Source organism: Cytobacillus sp. FSL W8-0315, from assembly GCF_038002905.1.
In the GTDB taxonomy this organism is placed as follows: Bacteria; Bacillota; Bacilli; order Bacillales; family Cytobacillaceae; genus Cytobacillus; species Cytobacillus pseudoceanisediminis.
In genome coordinates this window covers 3,041,182-3,067,862 of sequence record NZ_JBBOOC010000001.1, presented here as the reverse complement: position 1 = coordinate 3,067,862, position 26,681 = coordinate 3,041,182, and the positions used below count along the sequence as shown (strand labels likewise).

Here is a 26,681-nt window from a genome sequence, read left to right as displayed (position 1 = left end):
TAGCTCAATTTTTACTTTTAGCGCTTTGAAAATCAATTATCCCATTTAATAAAGATTTACAATTCGTTTTTTAAAGGTGCCTACAAGCCTTAAACCTTTAGACTTTCTGCAGCTATTATGCTGACAAATAGTCGTTAAAGTATTACATTTGACCGTTACTTCGTTTCACGATGCAATGTATGCTTCTTTAAACGGGGAGAATATTTCATTAATTCGATCCGGCCAGGATGGTTCCGCTTATTTTTAGTGGTAATGTAATTCCTGTCCCCTGACTCTGTACAAGCTAATGTAATCTTTACTCTCATATTAATTTCCTCCTATTAACTTCTTAAATGCTTTGAACAATTCTTTCAGCCGCCTGACGCGCGCCTGAAATATTTCGGGCAATCGGCCCAATCTCCAGTTCTGCAAGAGGCCCTGTTACATATAGATCCCGGCACCATTCAAGGGATTGACTCACAATCGGGTATCCGCATTTTGCACATGGAAGGCCAAACGTTTCAATGGCTTTCTCAAGCCAGCTTCCGCCAGGCCTGGATGGCCTGAACCCGGTTGCAAAAACAATTGACTGCACCTTGACTTCCTGTGTGTCCACTGAAAGAATCAGTTCCTTGTTTTCTCCTTGCTTCACGGAAGTAACCTCTCCGTCTGCCACCTTGATCGTTTGTTCATTTTCAAGCTTCCTAAGCTTGTGAAATAACTCTGAGGGCAGCGATCCCCGGTTTCTTGCCTTTTTAATAACTTCTCTGCGTTCGGAATAATCGGTGATTCGCTGGTAGCTTTTTTGATATTTAGGTCCCAGCCAGCCCGGATCACTGTCAAAATCACAAACCTTAAAGGGATGCCTTTTTATTAAAGTGACTTGACCTGAATAGAGTGCCGAAAGCTTGATGACTGTATGGGCGGCTGTAATGCCTCCTCCAATGACAGCAACAGGCATCCTCAATTTTGAAAAATCTGCAGAATCATCAAAGATGTGAAACATCACATGCCATTCTTGCTTAATAGAATCTGCCCATTCGGGTACATGCAGCTGATCGTTTATGCTTAATGCGAGTACGACTCTTTTTGCCTTTAGACGTTCTTCTCCGGCTGTATTTACAATCCAATAATTGTCCTCCCTATCGAGACCATTTACATATCCCTGATGCCAGCTGGCCCCTAATCCAAGATCATGGAGAAGAGTCTGACTGTGCTCATTAAACATTTCCAGGGATGGTCTTTTATAGACCCCATAGAACTCACTTTTCTTCCATTGGTGCTTTGCTGCGTAGCTTCTTAAGCTGAATGGATCGACATCAAGATGATGTACAAAAGGTGAGCGCAGAAACTTCATGCCAATCCGATCCGTACTTGTAGTCCACTTAAATAATGGCCTTACATGTGGATCAATAATGCGCAGCTTATCAGTTGATACCTTATTATTTTTTACTAAGAAGGCTGCAATGGTACTGCCCTGAATGCCGCCTCCTACAACGATCCAATCATAGACCATATGAGCCTCCTGATGCAGGTTTTAATACGGAATCATTACGATTTAAAGAATAAATTTTTTTACGACTTACTTTCGTTTAAGGAGAAATAAAAATATTTAACTTTATTTCTTTTCTTTCTTGCCCGGACACTGTCTGTTAATTCGACCCATGTGACATGTTTCAATTTATTTTCAAGCAGCCTGTTAATTTTGTCTTCAATTTCATGCATGGTCATCATCAGCTGTCCAAATGAAAGGTTAAAATGTGCTGCCGCCTGCCTATGAGGTGAATGCTTCACAAGAAGAGCCATAAATTCTTCAGAAGTCGAAGCCTTTTGAGCCAGCTCTTCTTCCAGACCAACGACAAATTCATAAATCTCTTTTTGCTCAGGAGGTAGTGACTTTACAATCTCTCTTGAGACCATTTCCATAAGATGTGAATTCATATCTTTCACCTCATCTCGCCAAGTGGAGAAACAATTTACTTGCTCTTCATGTTATATCTCTTCATAAATCGTTCAGCACGTCCGCCGCGATCCGTGAACTTCTGAACTCCAGTATAAAACGGATGTGTATCTGAGCTTACTTCAACTTTAATCAATGGGTATGTGTTTCCATCTTCCCACTCGATTGTTTCATTTGCAGTCTTTGTTGATCCTGTCAAAAATTTAAAGCCGCTGTTCATATCCATGAATACTACTTTATGATATTCCGGATGAATATTTACCTTCATTTTCATAACCTCCGCATTTTATTTTACCAGCTGGATTTCTTAACTCCCGGAACTTGCCCTTTGTGCGCATATTCCCGGAAAGCGATTCGGGACATTTTAAATTTGCGAAGATATCCCCGCGGTCTGCCCGTAACCTGGCAGCGGTTTTTCAGCCGTGTCGGTGATGAGTCTCTTGGCAGTTTCCTTAGAGCCTCATAATCCCCTTTTTCTTTTAGTTCCTTTCGTAATTCTGCATACTTTAATACAAGCTCCTGCCGTTTGATTTCCTTTGCTACCTTAGATTTTTTTGCCAAGGTATGTCACTCCTTTCTGATGAAAATCGTAATTATTACGATTTGGATATTGTTATTTAATCACAAAAATTTTGATATTGCAACACATGTAACTTCAGATTACCCTTTGGACTGTTATTAGTATGAATAAAAAACGCAATCCCCATATAGATTGCGTTTCTTAATTTTTATTGCTCGATATCCCTCTTATTAAACCCTATAAACCCCGCTAACGCCAGTCCCCCAGCAATTAAACACAATAGAAGCAGCGGAATAATTGAGAATTCCTCAATCGGTGCCTGCGGAACATGGCCAAAAGGAGAAATACTGCCGATCCAGTCAGAGAATTGAAATAAACCTCCTAAATACAGCACAATAAATGAATATAAAACATATAGCCAAATAAAACCCGTGAATTTTGGCAGAAATCCAATCAGAAAGACGGCCAGGCTAATCATGACCAGCATTGCTGGATAATAAGATAATGCTGCCCCAAAGATCATTCCAAAGGATAAACCGCCTTCAACCACAGCAGTCCCGGCAGACCATAATCCGAGTGCTGCCAGCGATATCATGAAAAATCCATTAATGACAGATATAACGAAATAACTCCCTAACAGTTTTGTCCGTGAAACGGCTCTGCTCAAAAGATGAACAATTCGTTCCTTTTTCTCTTCACCTCGAAGTTTATTCATGGCCATCACTGGAGGAATAGTTGCCATCAGTGAGATGACAATCATCAGCATTGGAATGAATTGTTCTACTAATGTTACCCCCTCTGTTGGCTTAAGGAGCTGCTTCATGGCTTCATTATCTGAGAAAAATGATTCCAGATCCCCTAATACTGAACCGTAAGAAGCCCCCAGCACAAACATGCCTATTGCCCATGAAATGATTCCGGTCCGCTGCAACCTTAACGCAAGGCCGATTGGACTCTGCAAAAAAAGGGATGCATATTTTTTTCCCGGCCTGGATGGCAAAAATCCGCGATCAAGATCCCGAATAGCGTTCAAATAATTCGCGATGGCAAAAAGAACCATGGCGGCAGCAATCATTAAGACAATAGGCCACCAATTATTAGAATCATAGACTTCTGCTTTGGTTACCCATGCAAGCGGCGAAAGCCAGGATAATGATTCATTGCTGATATCTGTGATTGCCCTAAAAAGATAAGAAATAAGAAGCACGGCTATCGAATAGCCGATTGTTCCCCGTGAACTATCTGAAGCCTGAGCAAATACAGCTGTTACACCTGCGAAAAATAGACCCGCCGCCCCTAATGCAGCACCATAAAGCAATGACCCTTCCAGATTCATGCTTTCAATTCCCAAGGCATAAAGGCCGAATCCATTAATCAAAGCCAATCCGATGCAAGCTGCCGATACTACAAGCAATGATGCATTTAAATAGGATAGACGCCCTACAGGCAGCGAACGGAGCAATTCCAGCCGCCCATCCTCTTCATCAGCCCTGGTATGCCGGGCAACCAGCAGGATGCTCATTAAACCGGTCACAGCAGCTGTCATTAAAAGCATTTGATGGGCTGTCATGACACCAATCGTATAGTTGCTTAAATCCGCGGGGCCAGTCATGGCAGTCATCGCCGGGTTGGCCATTGTTTGTGCCATAGCATCCCTTTCCTGCTGAGAATTGTATAATCCCTTAAAGGCTGCTGGAACGATTATCGTAAAAAAGGTTAGTGCCAGCACCCATATTGGGATACGCAAACGGTCCAGCCGGAATATAAATTTTGAAAGGAAAGCGGTTTTTGCTAAATGATTGCCTGCCATCAGCGGACACCTCCAGTATCCTTTTCCCCTTCATAATGACGCATAAATAAATCCTCTAATGTTGGCGGGGCACTTTCCAGCCTGATGATGCCAAATTGACTTATATGCCTGATGACTGCATCCATTTGCATCGTATCAACCTGAAACGACATCCCATGTTCACTTTCCTGAATGTCATGAATGCCTGGCATATCAAGTAATCCTGTAATCGGCATGCTTGTGTCAACGAGGACTTGTGTCCGTGTAAGGTGGCGAAGCTCATTTAAGGTTCCCGACTCAATAATCCTGCCTTGACGGATAATGCTTACCCGGTCGCACAGCTTTTCTACCTCTGATAAAATATGGCTGGACAGGAGAACACTCTTTCCTTGTCTCTTAACTTCCATCACACATTCCTGAAAAACCTTTTCCATCAATGGATCCAGGCCTGATGTCGGCTCATCCAGAATGAACAGGTCTGCATCAGAGGAAAAGGCCGCAACCAGAGCAACTTTTTGCCTGTTTCCTTTAGAGTAGGTTCTGCACTTCTTGGATGGATCCAAATCAAATTTCTCTATTAACTCCTCACGTTTCGCCTTATTCGCAGTGCCATTTAATTTTATAAATAAATCAATGACCTCTCCCCCTGTTAAGTTCGGCCAAAGATTCACGTCACCAGGCACATATGCCACCCTCTTATGAATGTCGACAGCATCCTGCCAGGCGTCCTTGTTAAAAAGCTTTACTTCTCCGCCTGTTGCCTTTAGTATCCCCAATAAAACCCGAATGGTGGTGGATTTTCCTGCCCCATTTGGGCCGATGAACCCCAGTATCTCACCTGCATTTAACTCGAGATTTACCCCATTCAGTGCCGTAAACTTGCCGAATTTTTTTGTTAGGTTGGTTACTTTTAAAAGGCTCATGGTCATTCCTCCCCATTTTTATAAAAACAGCGCTTTAGAATTTCCTTATAACTGTCCCATTCGTTAATCAGCTCGATACCGATATCCTCAAATGACTTGATTTTCGTGATTTGCAGCTCCGCGAAACCAGTCATTGTCCAATTAAGGATATTTATCGCCTGTTCAGGTTCTATATCCTCCCGTAGCTTTGACCAGTCGATGTTTTCGTAGATTCTTTTCATGCCATCTTTTTGAATGTTTGCCAGCAGTTGATTTATATCAGATTTTACTTCCTGAGCATCTTCTTCAAGCAGGGATTTTAAGAAATCAAATACTAGGGGATACTTCTTTTGAATGTTTAATTTAATGAACCCTACCTGGCTGATTCTTTCAAAAATGTCCCTTTCATTCATATCTATTTCAACATAGATTTGTTCAATGATGTTTATTGCATTCTGAATCAAAAAGAAATACAAATCCTTTTTATTGCTGAAATAGTTGAACAAAGAGCCTTTGCTTATTTGTGCATCCTTTACTATTTCATTTGTAGATGCCTTCTCAAAGCCGCTCTTTACAAATTCCTTCATGGCTGCATTGATGATTCGTTCCTGTTTTTCGCTTTTCAAGCTGTAAAAAGTAGTATTAATTATATTCCACTCCTTTCACCAAAATGACCAAAGTGGTCATTTTCAACATAACAAAAAATGACCATATTGGTCAATGTTTTTTCATATAATAAATTCTTTATTTAACGTTTTATCTAATGATACAGGGGGGATACATTTTATATGGAGGTGATAGAGGTGACTTTGCTTTTCTATAAAGCAATGGAGGCATTCAAGAAGGACGCAGAAAGGCAGAAACAAGAGATCCAGCAAACTGAAAGCTGCAATTTGAAGAAAAAGAATTAACACATGGCTCAGCAGTCATACTCTGTCATCCTTTATGGATGATTTTTTTTGAAGTTTGAATCCATAATGAATGCGAATAAATATGAATTGATCCAAATATTCATTGACGCTGCAGGTCAGTAAATCAAATTCTGATATGACTTAAAGAGAATTCAATGGTGCTTTGTCTCAATGCTTCTATTCATTTTGATGTTTTAGACCTTTGTTAACGCTCAGGTATAGTTATAATTTCCACCGATACAGAACGCAGAAAATACCGGAGTATGCAAGGACGAAAGGTAAAACCCCCTTCATTCCGGTTTTTCCTGTGCAATCCTTTAAACACACCATTTTAGTGATGGCATTGTTTTCAGGATGAACCGAAATTACCATCAAATAATTAAAAAAATCGCAGTCCTTTTATTTATGGGATGCTTATATATCAGTTCCTAGGAGACCCTGGCGGATAATAGTAAGGAGGAACCTTAATCCAGCTTCTTTTCCTCATTAAATCCTTTAATGAGGCACCAAATTTCATTTTCTCCAGCATGCAGTGGGTAAACAGCGAACTTACATCATTTCTTATAGACTGAGCGGCTGCTGTCGAACAATGAACAATGGCAGCCACAGTTTTAATGCTTAAGCCGTTCATAATTTCATCATCCGTCAGTTTGGTTCCCAAAGGAACTGAATTAGGCTCTGAATCCGGTCGTTCTTCACTCGTTGGAGGCAAATGGATCCCTTCTTTTTTCATAAAGTCTTTAAATCTCTGTCCTTGAACATCACATTGCTTCAAGCTTTCTTTCAGGATTTTGACCACATCATCATCTGTTGTCGTATTCAAGCCTGTCTGAATATATACACTTGCTTCATCCATGATTGTGAGGTAAAGCCAGCAGCTCATGACTTCCCCTACGTGAAGAGGGCTTTTTGGTTCATTATCTAAATTTACCTGTAAATAATCTTTTATTGTTTCGATTATAGTAGTCATTATGTACCTCCAATTGAGTAATATCAGCTTGAAGATAAGCCTCTTAAAGCCATGGTTTAGGTAGTGTATTATTGTTTGACTCAACCACTTTTTAGTATTTTCACTTATTTAAGATCAGCTAGCCTTTTAACAGCACGGAGAATCCACGCTGTTACATTTACTGAAGGCAACGAAACTCGATGACTGCAGGAAGAGATGTTGATTACGAGGATAATTTGCCCTGGATTATTAGGGTTTATGCTGAAGTCTGGTTTAAATCTTGAATAGTTGCTTATGCATTGTTACCAATCTCCATAAAAGCTCGGGTTTCCAAAAGTTGCATGAAACTATTTTTTTCCGTTTAAACTAGAATCAGCTGAGCCTATAAAATAAAAGGGATTGATTTTGATGGAAGAACAGAAAGTTACAAAACCCTTAAATAAGTTACTGCAGGGTCAATATATGGGAATACATTCTTATGAAGAATTTATTAAAAACCTTGATGACGCTTCCCCGCTTCGCTCTAGATTCATTATGATCCAAAAGGATCTAAAGCATCATGCAGAGCTGCTATCAGAACGAATTCAGGAGCTGCACGGAACACCGGCTACCAGCGAAGGAGTTATTGGCAAAATTGAACAATTCATCAGTCAGATATTCGATCACCCACAAGGTGAAAAGGATATCTTAAAGCATGCCATTAAAGGAGAAAATCTTTACGGAATTAAAATGACGGAGAAGTTAGTCCGGGATAAGCTGGATGAAAAAAGCATGAGTCTTGTTCACCAAATATTAGATAATCAAAGAGAGCATGTGGATTATTTAAAATCTGAACTGCACTGATGCATGATATAGAATAAGCACGATGCAAGTTGTAGATGAAACAATTTTTCATGTCTTGCTGCAAACCCTTCAACTGTTCGCGTTTTTACCTGTCGTCATGTTAAAATCACCTCCTTTGAAGTTCTCATATTAGTTAAATTGTTTGATCTATGGATCTCACTGACCAGTGATCCCTTGATATTCCTCATAATTTTGTAATTAAAAATGCCTGCCAAGTGTTAAACCTGGCAGGCATTTCTCTTTGACCTTATCTGCAGCCATTGATGCTTACAGACCAAAACAATTAGACATTGCACACACACTTTGATAAGCTTGACTATCTGAAAAAAATACTGTTATTCTATTTTCGTTGAAGCAGGCAGCTGCATGGCATCATTATGGATTTTCAGCGGGAAAACCGCTCATTTATACTAAAATTTGTCTTTATTTCCTCTGGAGGTTAATTTTGAAAAACATCCCACTCAAAAAATTCTATTTATATATCATATTGGCATTTTGCATTGCTGCCTCCGTTCTATTTGTTCAAAACAATGACTCATTCTATGAACGATCCATCGCTGAAGTTAAAGCGGTTAAAACTCATCAAGCTGAAGAAGTAACGGATATTTACGATAATGAAGACCGCATTTATGAACAGCAGATAGTGGCAGAAATAACGAATGGCGAAGAAAAAGGACAGCAAATCCACTTATCAAATCAGTTTTCTAAATCCAAAGCATACGATTATGAAATTCAGACAGGACAAAAGTTATTTGTGTCCATAAAGGAAAAAAAAGCAGGTGCTGCAGAACTAAGCGGAGATATCCTAGATCTGAAGCGCGACCATTACATACTCTTGACAGGATGGATCTTTATCCTGATACTGCTCTTTGTCGGAAAAAAACAAGGTCTCTTTTCCATAATCAGCCTGGCAGTTAATGCCGTGCTGCTTTCCTATGCATTGGATGTATATCTGAAAAATCCGGAAATAAGCCTGCTGCTGATCTGCTGTTTGGCAGTCATTTTATTTACCGTTACCTCCCTTCTGCTCGTAAATGGCTTCAACGAAAAAACATATGCTGCGATTATTGCAACGCTAGCGGCTACATTCTTATCATTATTGGTCACTTATCTGGTCATATGGTTAACTGGCGGGAAGGGGCTAAGATACGAAGAGCTCCAGTTTATAACCAGGCCCTATCAGATGGTTTTCTTAGCCGGTTTATTTATCGGCTCGTTGGGGGCGGTTATGGATGTAGCCATTACCATGTCATCTTCACTGTTTAGTTTGTATGAAAAAAATAACAGCATTCCAGTGCAGGCTCTTAAACGCTCTGGAATGGAAGTAGGCAAAGACATTATGGGCACCATGACGAATATCTTGTTTTTCGCCTATATCAGCGGCTCCATTCCGATGCTTATTCTGTATATAAAAAATGACTCCCCGCTCGGATTCAGCCTATCCATGAACCTTTCACTGGAATTAGCCCGGGCACTTGCCGGAGGAATTGGGATTGTAATCACGATTCCGATTGGGTTGTATACGACGATATACTTCATTAATAGAAAGAGGGCCCAAAGATGAACGCCATCCTATTACTGTCAGCCATATTATTTATTCTGATGACCCTTATCGGCGGAAAAAAAGGAGCGAGATCATTTTTTGCGATCTTCCTCAATTTCGGTGTGATTATTTTCGTCCTCTTCTTTATGAACGATCCAAACATCAATCCAATTATCGTTACATTATTCGCATGTGCACTAATTGGCTGTATCAATCTATTTTTTATAAATGAAGTGAACATTAAGACGATAACCGCATTTCTGTCTTCGATCATTACTACAGTAGTTCTCATTGTGTTCATTGTCATCATTGCAGATAAGGCAAATATTCAGGGATTTGGTGAAGAGGAAATAGAAGAGTTGAGCATATTTTCCCTTTATATTGGGGTTGATTTTGTTAAAGTGGCTGCATCTGTCATCATCATGAGTACAATCGGCGCCATAACAGATGCTGCCATGGCCATCTCTTCGCCAATGAGGGAAATTCATTATTATCATCCGGACATTAGCAGAAAAGACTTGTTCCAAGCTGGCATCAGCATCGGTAAGGATATTCTCGGAACAAGCACCAACACATTATTTTTCGCCTTCTTTGGCGGATATTTAGCACTTCTGATATGGTTTAAAGACCTATCCTATTCACCAGGTGAAATTATCAATTCAAAGATTTTCAGCGGTGAGATGATTACGATCTTCTGTGCAGGAATTGGTGTTACGATGGTCATTCCTGTCACGTCGTGGATTACTGCAATGTATTTAGTGAAAAGAGGAAATACATCCGATAGCACTGAATAGCTTTGAAAACACTGCTGCAGCCTTTTAAGGCTGCAGTAAAATAAATGATTCATACTTATTTCTATTGCTTATACATTATTGCTTTTTATGTATCAGCATCTTCCTATTAGTTACAAGCGGAGGCTGCTCCAGCCATTTTTCCTTTACCACGATATCAAAGGTATCCTTTGCATAAAGCATGACTTCTGCAATAATTTTACTGTATTGAGATGTTAGATCAGTTCTCATGGACACTGACATGGCATGTGAAATTAAACTAATGTCTACGGAATTTAAAACATTGATCATTGAAAAAATCAGTTTGTCTGAAAAAGGTGCCACCATGGATTCTGTTACTTCCATTCCGACGGTCACGGTTCCAAGTAGCTCTTCTTCCATTAATAAGTTATTGAAAAAGGATATCTGTTTTTCGCTGAGCGTTTTTCCTTTCAAAATATGTTTTTTCAGTTCTTTGTCTTTTACTACTTGAGCAAACGCAAGCATGATGAGAACTGAAAAATAATTCCGCTCGATGTTAAAAAATATTTCCGATAATTCTATTGCATTCAAGGGACGTTTTGCACCTATAATTCCCGACAGAAATGAATCCTTTTGAACAAATTCAATTTCTTTGGGATAGTTCATTTTTGGCGGGCGATCATAAATACCCTTACCCAGCATCATCTTGACTGCTTTGCCAAACATTTCTGTAGAGGTATGTATACACTCTGTAAAAAAGTCCAGTACATCCAGCCGAACATTATTTGAAGCAGTATAGCTGAAATTAATCATTCCCAATCGATTCATCATATAAATATAGCTTAAGGTGAACACATCATTGAATAATGGAGGGGCTGACAAATTGACATCCCCTTCGGAAAAGGCAGCCGGTACCGGAAAATTTTCTGAGAGAAAAATTTTTTTGATCTTATCTATTCTTCCTTGCGAAATTTGCAATGACTCTTTTGCTAATGGAATGATTTCCTCATCTTGGAGGTGGTGTAAAAAATACTGGAGAAAACAGGAACCCATGCTTTCTTGTAAATAAACCCCCCAAAGGCCTCCAATTTCTGTGCAAGTCAGTTCAATATTTACCTTCTTATTCCCGTATTCCACAAATGAACCCCCCACCATGTTTTAGTAGGTTTATTATTCCAAAAAGATTAACAAAAAAATCTATCTTTTCATGAAGTAATATATTCCATAGTTAAACAAAACCAATCCCTTTGCATGAAAAAACAAGCTGCTAATTTGCAGCTTGTTCTATAGTTACTAAGATGAAAATCCCTTGAATGATAAACTTCAGATCTTAACTAAATTTACAAAAAGTCTTTTTAGGATAATTTCCTTATTTTACATTTATTGGTATTTAATTTCGGATATCGTCAATACTAATATGAGAAAAATGAGGTGAACTTATGCACTGCATCCTTGTTATCCTGGTCATTATCTTTGCTTATTTTAAAGGTGACTGGCACAATTGGGAAAGATATTATCCTTCCATGCTATACATTTCCGTAGCATCCTTCATTTATGAATTTATATCACACAGCCATTTTCACTTATGGGAACTTGAAAAAGGCATTTTAAATCTGATGGGTGTTCATCTATTGCATAACATCCTAATTAACCCTTTAATTGGATTTATGTTCTTATCTAATATCCCCAGCAGCCTAAAAAAGCAAATTTTCTATTATGCAAAATGGATTGTCTTATTTTGGGCGGCTGAATGGCTGGCAAACCGATTTAGTTTTATATCCTACCATAATGGATGGAATATTTGGTGGTCATTTTTATTTGTAATCATTATGTTTCCAATGATTCATTTACACTATGTCCATAAACTTCGTGCATTATTTCTTTCGGTTATTATTGCAGCTATTTATTTATATTTATTTGATTATCTATAAATACACATCGGGATGCCAGCCAAATACATACAACCTTAAAAAAACACATTCTCAGAACCGTTTTAAAGGTGATCAGCAGCTTCCCCTGTGGAATTTTTTCCCTTAACCTGCTTTAACGTCGCCACTATAAGAAAGCTGACGATCACTAATAAAAGCCATGAACTCACCTTCCCCAAATGAACGAGGCTCCATGCATCGGCCTGATTGGGGTATTCCCAGGCCCCAAAGAATGTTGCGATATTTTCCGCTATCCATATAAAGAATCCGATAAGCACAAAAGAAAGTGCAAGCGGCATACGGTATTGGATTCCTCCTACCTCGTAACTGACCCAGGATCTCCAAAAAACAATCAGAACCATTCCAGACAGCCACCATCGGATATCGATCCAATAATGGTGAGTGAAAAAATTCAAATAAATCGCAGCAGCAAGAGGTACTACTGCCAGGAATGGCGGCCACTTAATCAAGTCAACCTTCAGCCTTCTCCACGCCTGGCAGAGATAACTTGCTACACTGGCATACATGAAACCGCTGTATAAAGGAACTCCAAACACTTTGGTATAGCCATCCTCCGGATAAGCCCATGAGCCCATATGGACCTTAAATAGTTCAAGTGCAAGGCCAATAATATGGAACAAAGTGATAACCTTCAATTCATCCTTCGTTTCAAGCCCCGACCGCACCATGAACCACTGCATCAGGAGACAAATAATCAGCAGCCAGTCATATCTCGGCAGAATGGGCATCGGCAGGAATTTGGTTAAAGCTAAAGAAGCAAAAATAACAACAGGAAATAAGCAGGACAATGCCTGCTCCCAGCCAAAACGAAAGAGCTGTTTCAGTGACCGAATCGAACGTGGCTCCTCTTTCCGAATAGTCAAATGCATCTTTAATCCCCCACCTGTATCATTAATCTTCCTTATCATTGCGGTATTCCAGGATATCACCAGGCTGGCAGTCCAAAGCTTTACAAATGGCCTCCAGAGTTGAAAACCTTATCGCCTTCGCCTTTCCATTTTTCAAAATAGAGAGGTTTGCCATTGTGATTCCTACCCTTTCTGAGAGTTCTGTTACACTCATTTTCCTTTTTGCCAGCATCACATCAACATTTATAATAATAGCCATGTTCTCACCTCAGACCGTTAAATCATTTTCTGATTTTATATCAATTGCCTCTTGCAAAAGCTTTTGCAGAACAGCCGCAAAGACTGCTATAACCATTGAAGCAAAAGGAACCAGCAAGCCAACGAAGATGACACCCGGGGCATCGTCTATTTCTGCAAAAATATAGAAAATCGGCAGTACCAGCACATGTAATCCGGCGATGGTGATGGCACAATATTTAATTTTCTTTAAAGCTGTGACAGATAAATCTGAGAAAGCCTTATTTTCGTCAATATAGCGCAAAAGTTTGAAAGCCTGATACAGCGCAAAGTAAAAAGGAATCGTCGAAGCATAAAACACGATGTAAACCCAATATTTAAGGAAAGCAAACTTCGGCAGCATTTCACCTGCAACTTTCCCCAGCTCAGGCACCAAAAAAATACATAGAACTAAAATTGGGACTCCTAATAGAAAAACGGCTATTTTTAAGAACAATGTTGTTACTTTTTCCATAAAAAACACCTCACTTCTTATTTTCAGTTTGATTTTAATACAATATTTATCGTTTTGCAATAAATAATTAGTGTTTTTTATTATATTTTTATTGAAATGTAACCTACTCATTGAATCAAACAAATTAAAATAGAGCATTTCTTATTTCAAAATGCTCTATTACCAATATTCTCTGATTGCTCAGCAGGTCCTGAGAAAGAGTAGTCTGCAGATGGAATTTATAATTGATTACGGGTTTGGTTAGGTTCATATTATCCAGCGGCCATTTGTTGCATTGCCAACTTGCTAGATAAATGATGGAATGTTGGTCTACCTTTCTTTTTCAGTTCCCATTAGAAAAGAAGTAACTTTCATTCGTAATGAAAATGATAACAGCATGTTCAGGCACTTAAGTTCCCTGGAATGGAAATGGGAAAAGATTTAGCTTTCATCGAATGATAAAGGTCTAAAAGATTTAAAAACGAAATTTACCGCTTTCTCCCATAAAAATATTAGTTCATTTATTAAAACCGATAGTTCCTGACATTAAATCAAATATCATTCTCACTGCACATACATACAGTTAAGGGCAAATATAGATATTGATATATGAGGGAAAGGAGATGGGATATGAAAGGAGAAAACACGCTGGAATATCCAAGATGAACGATTCATGCAGCGGATTTTTCGGAACTGAATTGGCTATATGTGCTGTTTAATACAATGGAAGAACCAGTCAGGGCAGACCGGGAAGGCGGATTGATTCCTTCACTTGCGAAAGAAATAAAATGGCTTAATGAACATACCATGCAGATCCGTTTGCATGTAACTAATTTTCATTATGGTCAGCAGCTTTCCGCTGCAAATGTCAAATATAGCTTTGATGAGGTGCAAAAATGGGATGCTCCTCACCCGCCCGGCACCTGGATGAATTTTCCTGAAGGCACAACCTGCACGATCATTAACAGCAATACCCTTCTGTTTGAATTTCCTCAGGCTGACGGCTATTCATCCATAATGAATCAAATGCAGGTATAACTGTCCATTCAAAATTCTCTTTAAGCTGATTCCCATAAGAAGTCCAGGAAAAACACATAACATGGGAAACCACATAGTCCCAAGAGTGATTTCCAAATCTTTACTTTTGATGGGACCAAGAGCCCTGCTGTTATAAATGCCGCTGATCAGACAAATGGGAGTTACGAGAAGTTTTTTTCTCCTCCTCAGCCTGCCTCTTTAACGCATCCCACATGGCAAAAAAGTATAAACCTGGATAGAGCATCAGCCATTGATAATTAGTCAGAACAATTGCTTCCTGTATTTTTCCGTGAAAGCTTAAACGAATTACTTCATTGAAATTGGAATTGATATGGTCAGTACTACCAAGACAATAAAGAGAGTTCTTTTATAAAGCTTGCCATGCAAAACTTGTGCAAAACGATACTCCATAAAAGACTTTCAATGACTTTATCCTGTTTTATGATCATGTGGCTGGATTCATTTTCTCTTTGCCAATTCTTCATGATCGGTCGCAATGGGCGGCTGCTCCATCCATTCATTTTTGATTAATAAATTGATGCCATCTTCAGCTAATACTCCCATCTCAGCAATCATTCGCGCGTAGCTCGCTGATAAGTCCCTCCTCTGGCACATGGACAATGCCTCACCATAATATCCTATGGCAGATGAAAGCAGTGCTGCTATATGTGTCATTATCAGTTTGTCAGAAAAGGGTGGAACAGTTGAATCGGTTACTTCTGTTTCAAGAGTTTTCGGTATGTTTAAATTATCTTCTTCCAACATTGATGAGAGGATCTCAAAGTGTTTATGGCAGAGATGTCTGCTTCTTTCCATATATTTTCGTACCTCTTTTGATTGAGCCACTTGACTAAAGCCCAGTTCCAGAACAATTTTCGCCATTGTCTTTTGCATATTCATATATGTACCGCTAATTTCAACTGCGCTAATTGGTCTGCGTTTTCCAAGCCACCCTGTTAAATATTTTTTCTCTTCCAAAAAGTCAACAGACTGATGATTATTAAAAACCGGCGGCTTACTCAGAATCCCTTTGTTCAGCAAGACATTAGATGCCCGATCGACCAGTTTAAGAGTTTCCCCTATCACTTGCATCATGTATTGCCTCTGGTCTTCGCGAATGGCGTTTCCCATTGCACCGGCATATCTTGTTAGCCCATGAATGGACATGATATGAATATAAATGATCATAAATGTATCGGTAAACAATGGCGGAGCTTCCAGATTGACATCTTCATCCGTAAATCCAATAGGTATTGGATATTTTTCTTCTGTCAGAAATTCCTTTACTTTTTGGAGATGCCGTTCAGATAAATCAAGTGCATAGATAAGGACATCCTTGATGTCTTCATCCTTGACATGATGAACAAAATAACGCAGTATGCAGTGAGATAAGCTGTCATTCATATATTGTGACCAGAGGGTAGCTAATTCAGGTGCCGTAATTTTTGTATGGTGATTAAATGAATCCTTGTCCATTTTGATTGCCTCCCGTTATTTTCTTGGATTAGTGTTACCTTTTGTCAGCTATTTATTTAAAATAATGAAGATCAAGAAAATAAAAGGAGACCATTTCTAATAAAAATGATCTCCTTTTTGTTTAATATGAAATCCTGGCCAGGAGGTTAACATTGTTATCCAAGCTTGCTCAGCCTCTCGATCGTACTTGCCAGTAAAGCCGTTCGCTTCGGGAACGTTTTTAAATCGATATACTCATCTGTTTCACTGTGGGAAAATTCTCCGAGCGGTCCCATGCCGTCCACAGTTGGGACGCCTTCAGTGGATGTATACGCTGCATCCGAACCTCCACCTTTCCTCTCGCCGTTAATTTTCACTACCGGCTTAAAAAACTCCCTAATAAGCACTCATTTCCCAAACTGCTCAGCCAGAATACTATTTAAACACCTCCTCCGAAAAATGAAAAACCCAACTCAAACCCCTTGAGTTGGATTTTTTACCTTTGTGGAGAACCTGGAGTATAGTAATATGGCGGCACTTTAAGCCATCCTCTTTTCCTCATCAATGTTTTTACAGTTGCCCCTATTGCTGTCCATTCTAAAAAGAATTCAGTCCACATGAGGCCTAAATCATTACGGATAGCGTCTGCCTGTCCTTTTGCGCATGCTTGTGAACATGTAACTAATTTAAAGGCGACGCCATTTGCAATTTCATCATCCGTTAACTTAACACCTAAAGGAACATCTTTCGGGTTTGAATTTGGCTTTGAAGAAGTTACATCAGGTAAAGGAATTCCTTCGTTTTTCATAAAATTGCCTACCCTTTTCACCTGTGCTTCACATACCTTTACTATATCTGTCAGCATTTCCCGTACTTCATCATCAGCAGTTGTGTTTAATCCCATTTCTTCGTACCGGATAAATTCTTCAACTAAAGTTACATACTTCCATAGGTCTCCAACTTCAATCACATGTAAGAGAGATTTAGGTTCATTTGTATTATCAAATGAAATTCTGAGCATATTAAAAATTGCTTCTAACGCGTTAGGCATCTTTTTACCTCCTCATTATATATGTTGTGTAGAGGCGGAAAGAAAATACAAGGATTTACATGCACTTGTTATATATTAAGCGAAACTCTCCCTATTTACAGCAAACAGAGGGATCTATAGATGCAATTTGTAACTCCTGATTCTTAAAAGAGTGGCATAATTGATTTACCATTTGAAAATAATTAGAAAAAGATAGGGTGAATTATATGGCGTTTGAAGAGGGACTGGCAAAATCTGAAAAAGCATATGAACAGTTTACGAAGATAAGCGCGGCATTCGCGGATATCGTTAAGAACGATTTTATTACAACATGGCAATGGTGGTTTGGACTTGCTTTGTTTATCATTCCCTGGCTGGTGTGGTTTAAGTACAGGAAAAAAGACAGCACCGGGCGTCTTCTCTTAGCTGGTTTATTAATTATTATTTTATCTCTTACAATCGATCTGGCAGCATTATCCTTGGGGTTATGGTCCTATCCTATGATCATTATTCCTCTGGCACCATTTCTATTTTTGCCGTACCACTTTTCCTTAGCACCAGTCGGAATAATGTTTGCTCTCCAGATAAAGCCTCAAATGAATAGCTTGTTAAAAGGAATTCTTTTCTCTGCCATTGCAGCTTTTGGAGGGATGAATTTCTTTAACGCCATTGATTTTTATAATCCAAAAAGCTGGTCTACTTTATATGATTTTGTCATTTTCCTCACACTTTACTATGCCGGATATTGGATAACGAGAATGGAGAGTAATCGGAAGGAAAGTAAAATGAAATAAATAAAAGACTTTCTTAATTATCGGAAAGTCTTTTCTGCATCCAAAGTGTACTTTTTATCTCATAAAATCAATTTAGAATGGCCGAATCACTTCCGATTTTGCTGTGATTGTCGCCTCTCTTTTCCCAAATGAAGAAAGGCTGCACGCAATCAGGAATTGGGCAGAGTAGTAAGTTGTCATGATGAAAACATCTGAATAAAAAACGCCTGAAACAAACATATTCCAAGACAGAATGGAGTCCGAGATCACAAACAAAAGGCTCCCGGCAATGGCCCATTTGCTGCCGGTCAGGATGGCTGATAAAGCCATTATTGAAATGACCAGCATGTAGGCAATAACCGGCATCATCAGCATCCCATTTCCCTCAGCAGCTATGGATGCAATCAGCTGGCGGCCAATGAGCCAGGAATATAAACCAATCGGGATTATGGCAGCCAGCCGCAGCTTAGTGATATCCGCCATTTTCAGGAATCCAGTCAAATAGAACAGATGGCCAACCAGGAAAGCTCCAAGTCCGGCAACAAATGACACGGCAATGAATCCATCCCCGAGCATGCAGAAAAATAAGCCTATAACGACTAAACGCAATGCCGGCGAAGGACTGGCAGGGAGCTTACGGAATGCATAAATAATAATTAGTGCCATAGGAATCAGCTTGAAGACGACCTTCATTGCCAGGGGCTCTTGAGGAATAATGAAAATATACAAGAAAGCCATCAGTCCTATTAAAATAGGAATCAGCAAATTTTTCAATACTATTCATCTCCCTGTGTACGAATGTAATTTGCCCTTTAATTAACAGGTATTAAACCCGATCTAGCTTTTTAAAAGGCTTTGGCGGTAATTCAACACGGATTTCATCACCTGGCTTCACTTCTCCGCCCTCCAAAACAACTCCCATTATTCCAGCTTTTCTTATTAAGTTTCCTCCTCCATCCTGGTCAATAACAGCCTTTAAAAGACCAGGTTGAAAATGATCGATCTGAGCACAAGGATTCCGTAATCCAGTTACCTGAATAACGGCAGATGTCCCAATAAATAAAACACTGTCAGCAGGCAGTTCAAGAAGATTGATTCCGGCAGTTGTAATATTTTCACCCATTTGGCCAGGTTCAATATGGAAACGGTCTGCTAACTCCTCAAATAACTCACTGTGGATTAAATGAACCTGTCTTAGATTCGGCTGGTCAGGGTTTTGTGCCACTCTTGACCGGTGTTTAATCGTTGAACCAAAATGGGCATCCTCTTCGATCCCAAAACCCTTCACCAGTTTTATGATATTTTGATTTTTTTTACTGAAAGTGTGCTTTTTGCTTATACTTACCGCTTTGACTGTACCCACAAGTGAATATTTCTTAATTTCATCCTTCATTTATCCCACACAGCCTTCCTTTTCTTTAGACTCCTGTTACTTATTATTCCATAAAGAATTTTTTAGTCCTTCCCCCTAGGCCATAATGTTCGACATTGTTTGATTAGCGATAAGTAAAAAATAATGAGTCTTTCCTCAATGTCCTTATAAAATCACACATATTAAAATAAGAAATTAGGAAATATAGAAGTAGATAACACGTATCTAAAAGGGGTTAATTCGCCGTGGAGGAAAACCGGATAAAAGACTTCGATCAGATTGTCAAAATGGGTAAAGAGGGACAAAAAGCTTTAAATGATTACTGGGTGGAATACAGCATTTACACTTCCTTTGAATATTGGTTTATGGTTATGCTTTTTATTGTTCCTTTAATAGTGTTATTTTTCAAAATTGATAAAAGAAAATTATTTTTCATGGGATTTTATGGTTATAGTATTCATATGCTATTTGGCTATATCGACTTGTACAATAAAACCTCCGGGCTGCTGAATTATCCTTTTCCTATGATTCCAATGGTTCCAGGTTTATCCCTTGACTCCAGTTTCGTTCCTGTCACATTTATGCTTGTTTATCAATGGACATTGAATCATAAAAAAAATTACTATGTTTATACTGTGCTGACTTCTGCCGTTTTAGCCTTTGTTTTTAAGCCTCTTCTTATAGGTCTCGGTCTATTCAAGCTATATGGAAGCACAAACTATCTTTTTCTTTTTATATGTTACCTAATCGTCATTATATTAGCTAAGGTGATTACGGACGTTTTCTTATGGACAGAGCGCAAATTTAATAACCATCATCATGGATAATTTAAATCATAGTGTTCTTTTATTAATTCCGGTTGTGTATTAATACCAGATGCGTTTCTGAGACTTTGCATGGAGTAAGATTTACATCAGCAATATACATAAAAAATGCTGCCGTAATGGCAGCATGAATTTTATTATGGGATATAGTAAGGCAGTATGCAAAAAAACATTAACCTTCTAACTTAGTTAAGTTCCGATTATTCTTTAATCGATCCAATATCTTAATAAACCCAACAAAACCTCTAATAGTGAATAAGGTAAAATTCACACTGCCAAAGGTATGGAAAATGGACCATTTCCTCCACTTAAATAGTCTGGTGTTTTTCTCAAAATACCATTGGGCGATGCTCATTGGGACACTGAATATCAAACTTTTGAGAAAGATATTTCTTAATTTGTCATTGTAAGAAATCTTAACCCAAATCACACTTAAAAGCGGGAAAAACAAAATATCATAAATTACGTTGGTTTTAAAAATTTTTGAAAAAGGGCGGACCGGATATTCAACTCTTTTCGTTCCAACAACATAGGCATCAACAAGAGTGGCAAGAACGCCTTTCGAGAAAAAGACAACTAAAGTCTCCCTCATTTTTTTCCCTTTAAACAAAAATGGAACTGAAAAAATGCACAATCCGAGAAGCAGGTTCAATAATTTTTTCTCCATTGAGAATCAGCCTTTCTATTACAGATAGTACTAAATTCACCCATTTTGAATTTATTTATTCTTGAACCTGTTAATTCTAAGCATTTTATAAAAAATAAAGCTGCCATTTGGCAGCCGGATCAATTATCTTATAGGAATTATTCATTTTAATGATGGTGATGATGCTCATAGCCATTTTCTTCTGCATACTTACGGAAATTTTCCAGATCCTGCATTCCTGTCGAAGTGCCGTCAAGGGCCTGATTCATACGCTCTAGCAGCACTGTTCTCAACTTTGGATGGTATCCGAAGTATTCAGCAATATCTATGGATATATGAGGATAGCTTGCTTTAAACTGTTCGGCCATTTTGTTCATTCTTTCCATTAAAATGCCGGTAAATAAGAAATATGGCAGCATGATGATCTTTTTGGCGCCCAGTTTAATGCAGCGCTCCATCCCATCCTTGACGGTTGGGGTTGTAACCCCCATGAAGGCACATTCAACAGCAGATACATTTAACTTTTCCCACAGCAATCTGCTGATCTTATAAAAATCAGCATTGGCATATGGATCGCTGCCGCCCCGTCCGATTAATAAAATAGCCGTATCTTCATGTGTTTGATTTACATCAAAGCCGGTTTCGGCAAGTCTTGTTTTTAATATTTCAAGGACTTCCTCATGAACCCCTATCGTCTGGCCATAGGTGAACTGAATATCCGGGAAATGCTCTTTGGCATGTTCAATTTCTGCCGGAATGTGCAGTTTGGAGTGTCCGGCATGCAATAGGATGATGGGAATGACATGGATTTCATCTGCCCCTTTTTCAACACAAAGCTGAATTCCGTCTTCAATATTGGGGGATGCAAATTCCAAGAAGCAGGTTTCTACCAGAAGGGCTGGGTCAATGCAGTCTCTCATTTGCCCGACGAATTGGCGGACCTCGTTATTCCCTGCCTCCATCCTGCTGCCATGCCCGACAAATAAGACAGCTTTTTTCATTGTTCCTTTTCCTTTCTTGTATTTATCAATTCCTTTTATGCGGTTTTCATTGCGTTTACGTTCGCCTTGTTCCATGGAGTAAATGATTGCATCTTCTTTCACTGCTTCTTGAACAATGCCGCGGGCTGTTTCTTCTTGCTGGACTGAATACCAGGTTCCTTTTGGGTAATCAATGACGACGCATTTGTCTTTGCAGCGGCCATTGCAGCGTGTACGGGATGTATGAATATGCTCGTCTAAACGGTTTTTTCGGATTTCATCGCGTATTTGCTGTGTGACTTCTTCTGCGCCTGCTCCCATACAGGTTGCGCCGTTGCAGATGAGCAGGTGACGCTGCATTTGTGTTAGGTTCCAGGTTGTCATTAGGTGACCTCCCTCTATTTATTTTGTTTCTCAATCTTGTAAGTTTGGATAGGCTTAGTATTAAGCCCGTTGATTTCCGCTGCGGGCACTTGTTTTCCGCGGGGCGTGCGGTGAGTCTCCTCGGCGCATGCGCCTGCGGGGGCTCACCTGTCCCGCTGCTCCCACAGGAGTTAAGTGCCCTCCGCTCCAATCAACTCAGCGAATAAATCTATTTTGAAATCTAAACCCCCACTGACAACCTAATTTTTGAAAGCTTCCGGATAAAAACCTTTTGCCAAAACCTCAAGCGCTTCCCCAACACGAACTCCTTCAGATGCTGCTGATAAAGGCAGGATGACAAAGCGTTCGTTTTGGACGGCAGGTGTCTGGCTTAAGGCCGGATCTTTTTTTAGGAATTCTATTTTTTGTTCTGCAGTTGTTGATCCATAATCTATCACTACTATTACATCAGGCTGGCGTTCAACTGCATCTTCTTTTGAGACAGTCGCCCAATTTCCTTTTACATCCCCGAAGACATTGTGGCCGCCTGCCATTGTGACAAGTGTGTTCATGAAGTTTTGTGTGGCGGTGAATACATCTGTTTCGCCGCTGTCGTAAACCAGGACATCCAGCGGCTCTTTTACTTTGGGCAATTGTGATGTAATGGCTTCAATCTCTTGGTTCATTTGGGCAATTAGTTTTTCACCGCGTTCTTCTACCCGGAAAATGTTTGCGATATTGCGGATGTCACCATAGATATCTTCCAGGGTGGGTGCCACTTTAACAGATGAAGATTGTAAGTAGCTATTAATGCCTAGTTCCTTTAGTTCTTCACGTGTTGCAATGTTTTTCTCATTGAAGGCACTTTCCCAGCCGCCATATAGAAAGTCTGCTTCTTCTGATATGACTTGCTCTTTTGATGGATACTGTTCTGCTAATACTGGAACTTTGTCGTATGCCTCCTGTAGTGGCTCATAAATCTCGTTATCTAAAAATGCTGTACCAGCCATTGAATCTTCTAAACCAAGTGCCAGCATGATTTCAGTCACATGCTGATTTAATGATATAGCACGCTTTGGCGCTTCTTCGTATTCATTCACAAACCCTTCATTTTCAATAACCACTTTCTCCGTCTGCTCCGCTTGTTCATTTTTCACCTTTGCTGTATTTGCCTTTTCGCTTGAGCATGCGGACAATAATAATACGGCCGCTAAGACCAGAAAAGCCCAAATTCTGCTGATTTTCATGTTTATAGGTCCCTCGATTCCATTTAATCGTTTGTGTAAAAAAATAAATGAATCTTTTTGGTAAATGGGTTTTTCGAAACACCAGCCTGCATATGGAAGACTTCTCTTAATGTCTCTTCTGTAAGGACTTGCTCAGGTGTCCCTGACATATAAAGAGCTCCATCGTTCATGACAAGGAGTTCATCGCAATACCCGGCTGCCAGATTTAAATCATGAAGGGCAGCCACAATGGTGATAGGCAGATCCTTCACTAAATCCATTAATTGATATTGATGTTCAATATCCAGATGATTGGTCGGTTCATCCAGAATTAATATGTTTGCCTGCTGTGCCAGGGCGCGAGCGAGCATCACCCTTTTTTTCTCGCCGCCGGATAAATGGCTGAATGTGCGGTTTTCCAGGTGAAGCACATTCGCGAGCATCATGCTTTCTTCCACAATGGCAAAGTCGTCCCGGTTATCAGCGGCAAGCCATTTTTTGTACGGCGTCCGTCCCATCATGACTAAATCTTTTACCGTAAAATCAAAGAGCACCGGTGTTTCCTGACTGACAACAGCTAACTCCTGAGCAAGCTTTTTCTGAGAGATATCGAGAATATCTTTTTCATATAACGTCACGAAACCGCTCGTTTGTTTTAAATGACGATAAATGATTTTTAGCATCGTAGATTTTCCGCTGCCATTCGGCCCAATGATGCCAACGAATTTCCCCAGTTCCACAGAAAAAGAGATATTATTTAAAATTTGCTTGTCCGGCACTGAAAAGGACATATTTTTGACCTGGATCATCCTTATTCACCGTCCCCAAAAGAATATTGCTTTCGCCTAAGCATCCAGATAAAGAATGGGCTTCCGCAAATAGCGGTTATAATCCCGATTGGCATTTCTTCAGGCGCCAGCACTATACGTGCACCCATATCGGCCCAAACTAAGAAAATGGCACCCATTAGGGCGCTTATCGGGAGAACCATTTTGTAATTAGACCCTGCCATCATCCGTACGATGTGAGGGATAATCAGCCCGACAAAGCCAATGCTTCCGCTGACCGCGACGACCACACCGGTCAGAAGGGATACAAAGAGAATGATAAATATACGAAACCGGTCCAGATTAACACCAAGTGTCGCGGCCGTTTCCTCTCCAAGCAATAAAGCATTAAGCTGCCGATAATTCATAAGCAGCAGAATAAAAACAAGCAGCATTGAAAAAAATGGGATGCCAAGATTGGACCATTTCGCGCCAGCCAGACTGCCGAGCATCCAATGCATGACCGCTTGAATGCCGCCCTGCTGCTTGGACATCATCAGCATAAAATTGGTAATGGCGGATAACACCATCGAAACCGCAATCCCTGCCAAAAGCAGACGAATGACCGATAGGCGTCCATTGACACGTGCTAGGAAAAACACAATCATGACCGCAAGGATAGCCCCTAAGAATGCGGCCAAGGATATGGCATACTCCCCCAAAATGCTGAATGCACCAAGTAAAATGACAGATGCAGCTCCAACGGATGCTCCGGAAGATACTCCGAGAATATAAGGATCTGCTATCGAGTTTTTCACTAATGCTTGAATGGCTGCGCCGCAAATGGCCAGGGAAGCACCTACTATGGCCGCAAGTACAATACGAGGGAATCGTATATCCCAAATAATAACCGTTTGTGCCTTGGAAGCATCTGTTTCTGTGAATACACCCAGCTTGGAGAATAGCACTTCCCCAATAAGGCGCGGGGTAATATCCACAGATCCTACCATCACGGCAAAAGTCATGGAAGCAAGCAGCCCCGCGGCCAGTGCAGCCATCAGTAATGTAAATCGTGCACTAGTCATATATGCTTTACAGGCTCCCAGCTGATGATTGCTGCATGGAAAGGGTAACGGTACACATACTGGCCATCCTCTTTGGAAATAAATCGTTCCAAGGATGCTTCCACATGTGCTTGCTCAAACCGGGGAGATAAGATTTTCTTGCTCTGGGCATTAATTAATTGCTGCCATGTATCATAACGATGCTCCCGCTCAAGCTTTATCATTTCACAATCTGCATAAATGTCTAGCTGGTACAGCATGTTGACGATCATGATATAATCCCGGCGCGGGTATTTAATGTCATAGCCAAACTGCTCATCCAATAGGACGTAATGAGGCTGAATAGGCCCTGTTGTTAAGCCGATAATGGCACGCTTTTTTGCCAGCATGTTCATTTTCTTCAGCGCTTCATTCATTTCATACATCCGATAAAAGCAGTTCACCCCCACCACGACATCGTGCGGCTCCAATTGTGCTTCTTCCCATTTGCTGTGGACAAACTGGATAGGCCCATCCTCTTCAAAGTACTGCTTTAAGTATGCGAGCACACTCTTTGAACCATCGACCAGCGTTAAGCTTCTGACATCCTGGCTGAGCGGAAATGTATAGTTGCCCCATCCCGGACCTAATTCAATACAGGTAGAGTCTTTCGGGATGTGCGGCCTCATTTTTTCGTAAATCTTTTTGGCATACTCATCTGTCTGCTTGTATCTTTTTTTCTTCATGGACTGCATCCAAAAGGCTTCTTCCAGCTCATCATCAACCATTCGCTCCGGCATCCTGCCATGCCAGTCCAGCATGCCTTCCTTCCAGAGCTTATCAAAATCGTATTGCAAAGGGGATTCTTTAATCATTGAAATTCTCCTCAATTTCTAATACCTAAATAGATACAGCGTCCTAAATTCTCGGGCTGGCTGCTTAAAACTCCAGCCCCTTCATGGCTTTAACATCCTGTTCGGCATAATAATGCTTGGTGGCATCGATGGTTGACACTAAATCGGCTAATTCGAGAATGGCAGGATGTGCAGAACGCCCTGTGATAACCAGATGCATCTTTTTTGGACGGTTTTGAATGGCGTCTACCACCTCGGATAACGGCAGCACATCGTCAATTGGAAACCGTGTGATGGCCAAGGCATTATTCAGTTCGTCGAGCACTAATACATCTGTTGTTTCATCTTTTAGTTCATGTTTTACCGTCTGCCATGCGATCGCAAGTGCTTGTCGATGCTCCTCCGGAGTTTTTGTCCATGTAAACCCGATTCCTAATTGAACAGTTTCAACACCAAGTTTTCTTAGTGCCAGCTGTTCACCATATGTACGTTCCGGTGATTTAATAAATTGATAGTATTTAACCTTCATGCCGCGGCCAATGGCCCTTAATGCGACACCAAGCGAGGCGGTTGTTTTTCCTTTGCCATCGCCTGTATAAACTAACAGCATCCCTTTTTGTGCCATACAACATTCC

The 26,681-nt window shown here is 40.1% G+C and carries 33 protein-coding genes; 8 read left to right on the top strand and 25 right to left on the bottom strand.

Features of this window, described 5'->3' with window-relative positions; all coding sequences use genetic code 11:
• Nucleotides 1-155 precede the first annotated feature (155 nt).
• From rpmG to MKY20_RS15650, 8 genes are all read right to left on the bottom strand, one after another.
• Nucleotides 156-305 (bottom strand): 50S ribosomal protein L33, encoded by a 150-nt coding sequence (rpmG, locus tag MKY20_RS15685; protein WP_009334171.1) that lies wholly within the window; start codon nucleotides 303-305, stop codon nucleotides 156-158.
• A 23-nt stretch (nucleotides 306-328) separates the two neighbouring features.
• Complete coding sequence (locus MKY20_RS15680) at nucleotides 329-1,495, bottom strand: FAD/NAD(P)-binding protein (protein WP_251157074.1); 1,167 nt, start codon at nucleotides 1,493-1,495, stop codon at nucleotides 329-331.
• A gap of 59 nt (nucleotides 1,496-1,554) precedes the next feature.
• Nucleotides 1,555-1,920, bottom strand: a complete 366-nt coding sequence (locus MKY20_RS15675) for a hypothetical protein (protein ID WP_019383407.1) — start codon at nucleotides 1,918-1,920, stop codon at nucleotides 1,555-1,557.
• 35 nt (nucleotides 1,921-1,955) lie between these two features.
• A complete protein-coding gene (locus MKY20_RS15670; protein ID WP_009334168.1) occupies nucleotides 1,956-2,207 on the bottom strand; it encodes a type B 50S ribosomal protein L31 in 252 nt (83 codons plus the stop codon).
• Between the two features lie 23 nt (nucleotides 2,208-2,230).
• Nucleotides 2,231-2,500 (bottom strand): 30S ribosomal protein S14, encoded by a 270-nt coding sequence (gene rpsN, locus MKY20_RS15665; protein ID WP_009334167.1) that lies wholly within the window; start codon nucleotides 2,498-2,500, stop codon nucleotides 2,231-2,233.
• A gap of 167 nt (nucleotides 2,501-2,667) precedes the next feature.
• Nucleotides 2,668-4,269 carry an ABC transporter permease gene (locus MKY20_RS15660; RefSeq protein WP_009334166.1) on the bottom strand — a complete coding sequence of 534 codons (1,602 nt, stop codon included), beginning with the start codon at nucleotides 4,267-4,269 and terminating at the stop codon, nucleotides 2,668-2,670.
• Nucleotides 4,269-5,171, bottom strand: a complete 903-nt coding sequence (locus MKY20_RS15655; protein WP_009334165.1) for an ABC transporter ATP-binding protein — start codon at nucleotides 5,169-5,171, stop codon at nucleotides 4,269-4,271. Before MKY20_RS15655 ends, MKY20_RS15660 begins: the two co-directional genes overlap by 1 nt.
• Before the next feature lie 2 nt (nucleotides 5,172-5,173).
• A complete protein-coding gene (locus MKY20_RS15650; protein ID WP_019383404.1) occupies nucleotides 5,174-5,776 on the bottom strand; it encodes a TetR/AcrR family transcriptional regulator in 603 nt (200 codons plus the stop codon).
• 162 nt (nucleotides 5,777-5,938) lie between these two features.
• On the opposite strand from MKY20_RS15650, the gene MKY20_RS15645 reads away from it, so the two are divergent.
• Complete coding sequence (locus tag MKY20_RS15645; RefSeq protein WP_019383403.1) at nucleotides 5,939-6,061, top strand: hypothetical protein; 123 nt, start codon at nucleotides 5,939-5,941, stop codon at nucleotides 6,059-6,061.
• Between the two features lie 421 nt (nucleotides 6,062-6,482).
• On the opposite strand, the gene MKY20_RS15640 is transcribed toward MKY20_RS15645, so the two are convergent.
• Nucleotides 6,483-7,031: a DUF3231 family protein gene (locus MKY20_RS15640; protein ID WP_009334163.1), complete on the bottom strand. Its 549-nt coding sequence runs from the start codon at nucleotides 7,029-7,031 to the stop codon at nucleotides 6,483-6,485.
• A 387-nt stretch (nucleotides 7,032-7,418) separates the two neighbouring features.
• On the opposite strand from MKY20_RS15640, the gene MKY20_RS15635 reads away from it, so the two are divergent.
• The 3 genes from MKY20_RS15635 to MKY20_RS15625 all read left to right on the top strand — a co-directional run bounded on the left by MKY20_RS15635 (nucleotide 7,419) and on the right by MKY20_RS15625 (nucleotide 10,190).
• Nucleotides 7,419-7,853, top strand: coding sequence for a DUF2383 domain-containing protein (locus tag MKY20_RS15635; RefSeq protein ID WP_251157072.1), 435 nt, complete (start codon nucleotides 7,419-7,421; stop codon nucleotides 7,851-7,853).
• A 445-nt stretch (nucleotides 7,854-8,298) separates the two neighbouring features.
• The gene (locus MKY20_RS15630) at nucleotides 8,299-9,417 is read left to right on the top strand and encodes a YibE/F family protein (RefSeq protein WP_251267299.1); all 1,119 of its coding nucleotides are present in this window, start codon (nucleotides 8,299-8,301) and stop codon (nucleotides 9,415-9,417) included.
• The gene (locus MKY20_RS15625; RefSeq protein ID WP_251157070.1) at nucleotides 9,414-10,190 is read left to right on the top strand and encodes a YibE/F family protein; all 777 of its coding nucleotides are present in this window, start codon (nucleotides 9,414-9,416) and stop codon (nucleotides 10,188-10,190) included. Before MKY20_RS15630 ends, MKY20_RS15625 begins: the two co-directional genes overlap by 4 nt.
• 75 nt (nucleotides 10,191-10,265) lie before the next feature.
• Here the strand turns inward: MKY20_RS15625 and MKY20_RS15620 are convergent, their stop codons facing one another.
• A complete protein-coding gene (locus tag MKY20_RS15620) occupies nucleotides 10,266-11,285 on the bottom strand; it encodes a DUF3231 family protein (RefSeq protein WP_009334159.1) in 1,020 nt (339 codons plus the stop codon).
• A gap of 302 nt (nucleotides 11,286-11,587) precedes the next feature.
• Here MKY20_RS15620 and MKY20_RS15615 point away from each other — a divergent pair, with 302 nt between their 5' ends.
• Complete coding sequence (locus MKY20_RS15615) at nucleotides 11,588-12,079, top strand: CBO0543 family protein (protein ID WP_009334158.1); 492 nt, start codon at nucleotides 11,588-11,590, stop codon at nucleotides 12,077-12,079.
• A gap of 62 nt (nucleotides 12,080-12,141) precedes the next feature.
• Here the strand turns inward: MKY20_RS15615 and MKY20_RS15610 are convergent, their stop codons facing one another.
• From MKY20_RS15610 to MKY20_RS15600, 3 genes are read right to left on the bottom strand one after another with little or no spacing between them, the layout of a single operon-like run.
• Nucleotides 12,142-12,930: a DUF817 domain-containing protein gene (locus MKY20_RS15610; protein WP_026041845.1), complete on the bottom strand. Its 789-nt coding sequence runs from the start codon at nucleotides 12,928-12,930 to the stop codon at nucleotides 12,142-12,144.
• 58 nt (nucleotides 12,931-12,988) lie between these two features.
• Nucleotides 12,989-13,204: a helix-turn-helix domain-containing protein gene (locus MKY20_RS15605; protein ID WP_009334156.1), complete on the bottom strand. Its 216-nt coding sequence runs from the start codon at nucleotides 13,202-13,204 to the stop codon at nucleotides 12,989-12,991.
• A gap of 9 nt (nucleotides 13,205-13,213) precedes the next feature.
• A complete protein-coding gene (locus tag MKY20_RS15600) occupies nucleotides 13,214-13,696 on the bottom strand; it encodes a DUF2975 domain-containing protein (protein ID WP_009334154.1) in 483 nt (160 codons plus the stop codon).
• A gap of 702 nt (nucleotides 13,697-14,398) precedes the next feature.
• Here MKY20_RS15600 and MKY20_RS15595 point away from each other — a divergent pair.
• A complete protein-coding gene (locus MKY20_RS15595; RefSeq protein ID WP_071158332.1) occupies nucleotides 14,399-14,713 on the top strand; it encodes a hypothetical protein in 315 nt (104 codons plus the stop codon).
• 459 nt (nucleotides 14,714-15,172) lie between these two features.
• Here MKY20_RS15595 and MKY20_RS15590 read toward each other — a convergent pair whose 3' ends face one another.
• The 3 genes from MKY20_RS15590 to MKY20_RS15580 form a co-directional block, all read right to left on the bottom strand.
• Nucleotides 15,173-16,189 (bottom strand): DUF3231 family protein, encoded by a 1,017-nt coding sequence (locus MKY20_RS15590; protein WP_009334150.1) that lies wholly within the window; start codon nucleotides 16,187-16,189, stop codon nucleotides 15,173-15,175.
• A 155-nt stretch (nucleotides 16,190-16,344) separates the two neighbouring features.
• Nucleotides 16,345-16,545, bottom strand: coding sequence for a M20/M25/M40 family metallo-hydrolase (locus MKY20_RS15585; protein WP_226280733.1), 201 nt, complete (start codon nucleotides 16,543-16,545; stop codon nucleotides 16,345-16,347).
• Nucleotides 16,546-16,664: 119 nt separating this feature from the next.
• Nucleotides 16,665-17,219, bottom strand: coding sequence for a DUF3231 family protein (locus MKY20_RS15580; RefSeq protein WP_009334146.1), 555 nt, complete (start codon nucleotides 17,217-17,219; stop codon nucleotides 16,665-16,667).
• Between the two features lie 206 nt (nucleotides 17,220-17,425).
• Here MKY20_RS15580 and MKY20_RS15575 point away from each other — a divergent pair, with 206 nt between their 5' ends.
• Nucleotides 17,426-17,992: a CBO0543 family protein gene (locus MKY20_RS15575; RefSeq protein WP_251267298.1), complete on the top strand. Its 567-nt coding sequence runs from the start codon at nucleotides 17,426-17,428 to the stop codon at nucleotides 17,990-17,992.
• Nucleotides 17,993-18,064: 72 nt separating this feature from the next.
• Here MKY20_RS15575 and MKY20_RS15570 read toward each other — a convergent pair whose 3' ends face one another.
• Entirely contained in the window at nucleotides 18,065-18,745 is a 681-nt protein-coding gene (locus MKY20_RS15570; RefSeq protein WP_251157069.1) for a lysoplasmalogenase, read from the bottom strand.
• Between the two features lie 52 nt (nucleotides 18,746-18,797).
• The gene (locus MKY20_RS15565; RefSeq protein WP_251157068.1) at nucleotides 18,798-19,364 is read right to left on the bottom strand and encodes an MOSC domain-containing protein; all 567 of its coding nucleotides are present in this window, start codon (nucleotides 19,362-19,364) and stop codon (nucleotides 18,798-18,800) included.
• 224 nt (nucleotides 19,365-19,588) lie between these two features.
• Here MKY20_RS15565 and MKY20_RS15560 point away from each other — a divergent pair, with 224 nt between their 5' ends.
• Nucleotides 19,589-20,170 carry a hypothetical protein gene (locus MKY20_RS15560; RefSeq protein WP_251157067.1) on the top strand — a complete coding sequence of 194 codons (582 nt, stop codon included), beginning with the start codon at nucleotides 19,589-19,591 and terminating at the stop codon, nucleotides 20,168-20,170.
• 169 nt (nucleotides 20,171-20,339) lie between these two features.
• On the opposite strand, the gene MKY20_RS15555 is transcribed toward MKY20_RS15560, so the two are convergent.
• The 7 genes from MKY20_RS15555 to MKY20_RS15525 all read right to left on the bottom strand — a co-directional run bounded on the left by MKY20_RS15555 (nucleotide 20,340) and on the right by MKY20_RS15525 (nucleotide 26,671).
• Nucleotides 20,340-20,834 carry a CBO0543 family protein gene (locus MKY20_RS15555; protein WP_009334136.1) on the bottom strand — a complete coding sequence of 165 codons (495 nt, stop codon included), beginning with the start codon at nucleotides 20,832-20,834 and terminating at the stop codon, nucleotides 20,340-20,342.
• Nucleotides 20,835-20,980: 146 nt separating this feature from the next.
• Nucleotides 20,981-22,177 carry a CbiX/SirB N-terminal domain-containing protein gene (locus MKY20_RS15550; RefSeq protein WP_251267296.1) on the bottom strand — a complete coding sequence of 399 codons (1,197 nt, stop codon included), beginning with the start codon at nucleotides 22,175-22,177 and terminating at the stop codon, nucleotides 20,981-20,983.
• Nucleotides 22,178-22,416: 239 nt separating this feature from the next.
• Nucleotides 22,417-23,403 (bottom strand): ABC transporter substrate-binding protein, encoded by a 987-nt coding sequence (locus tag MKY20_RS15545; RefSeq protein WP_251157065.1) that lies wholly within the window; start codon nucleotides 23,401-23,403, stop codon nucleotides 22,417-22,419.
• A gap of 23 nt (nucleotides 23,404-23,426) precedes the next feature.
• Nucleotides 23,427-24,191, bottom strand: coding sequence for an ABC transporter ATP-binding protein (locus MKY20_RS15540; RefSeq protein ID WP_019383386.1), 765 nt, complete (start codon nucleotides 24,189-24,191; stop codon nucleotides 23,427-23,429).
• A 2-nt stretch (nucleotides 24,192-24,193) separates the two neighbouring features.
• Nucleotides 24,194-25,234 (bottom strand): FecCD family ABC transporter permease, encoded by a 1,041-nt coding sequence (locus MKY20_RS15535; protein ID WP_034296895.1) that lies wholly within the window; start codon nucleotides 25,232-25,234, stop codon nucleotides 24,194-24,196.
• Nucleotides 25,231-26,067 carry a class I SAM-dependent methyltransferase gene (locus MKY20_RS15530; protein ID WP_009334123.1) on the bottom strand — a complete coding sequence of 279 codons (837 nt, stop codon included), beginning with the start codon at nucleotides 26,065-26,067 and terminating at the stop codon, nucleotides 25,231-25,233. Before MKY20_RS15530 ends, MKY20_RS15535 begins: the two co-directional genes overlap by 4 nt.
• Nucleotides 26,068-26,131: 64 nt before the next feature.
• On the bottom strand, nucleotides 26,132-26,671 hold the full coding sequence (locus MKY20_RS15525; protein WP_192908716.1) for a cob(I)yrinic acid a,c-diamide adenosyltransferase: 540 nt from the start codon (nucleotides 26,669-26,671) through the stop codon (nucleotides 26,132-26,134).
• Nucleotides 26,672-26,681: the final 10 nt, after the last annotated feature.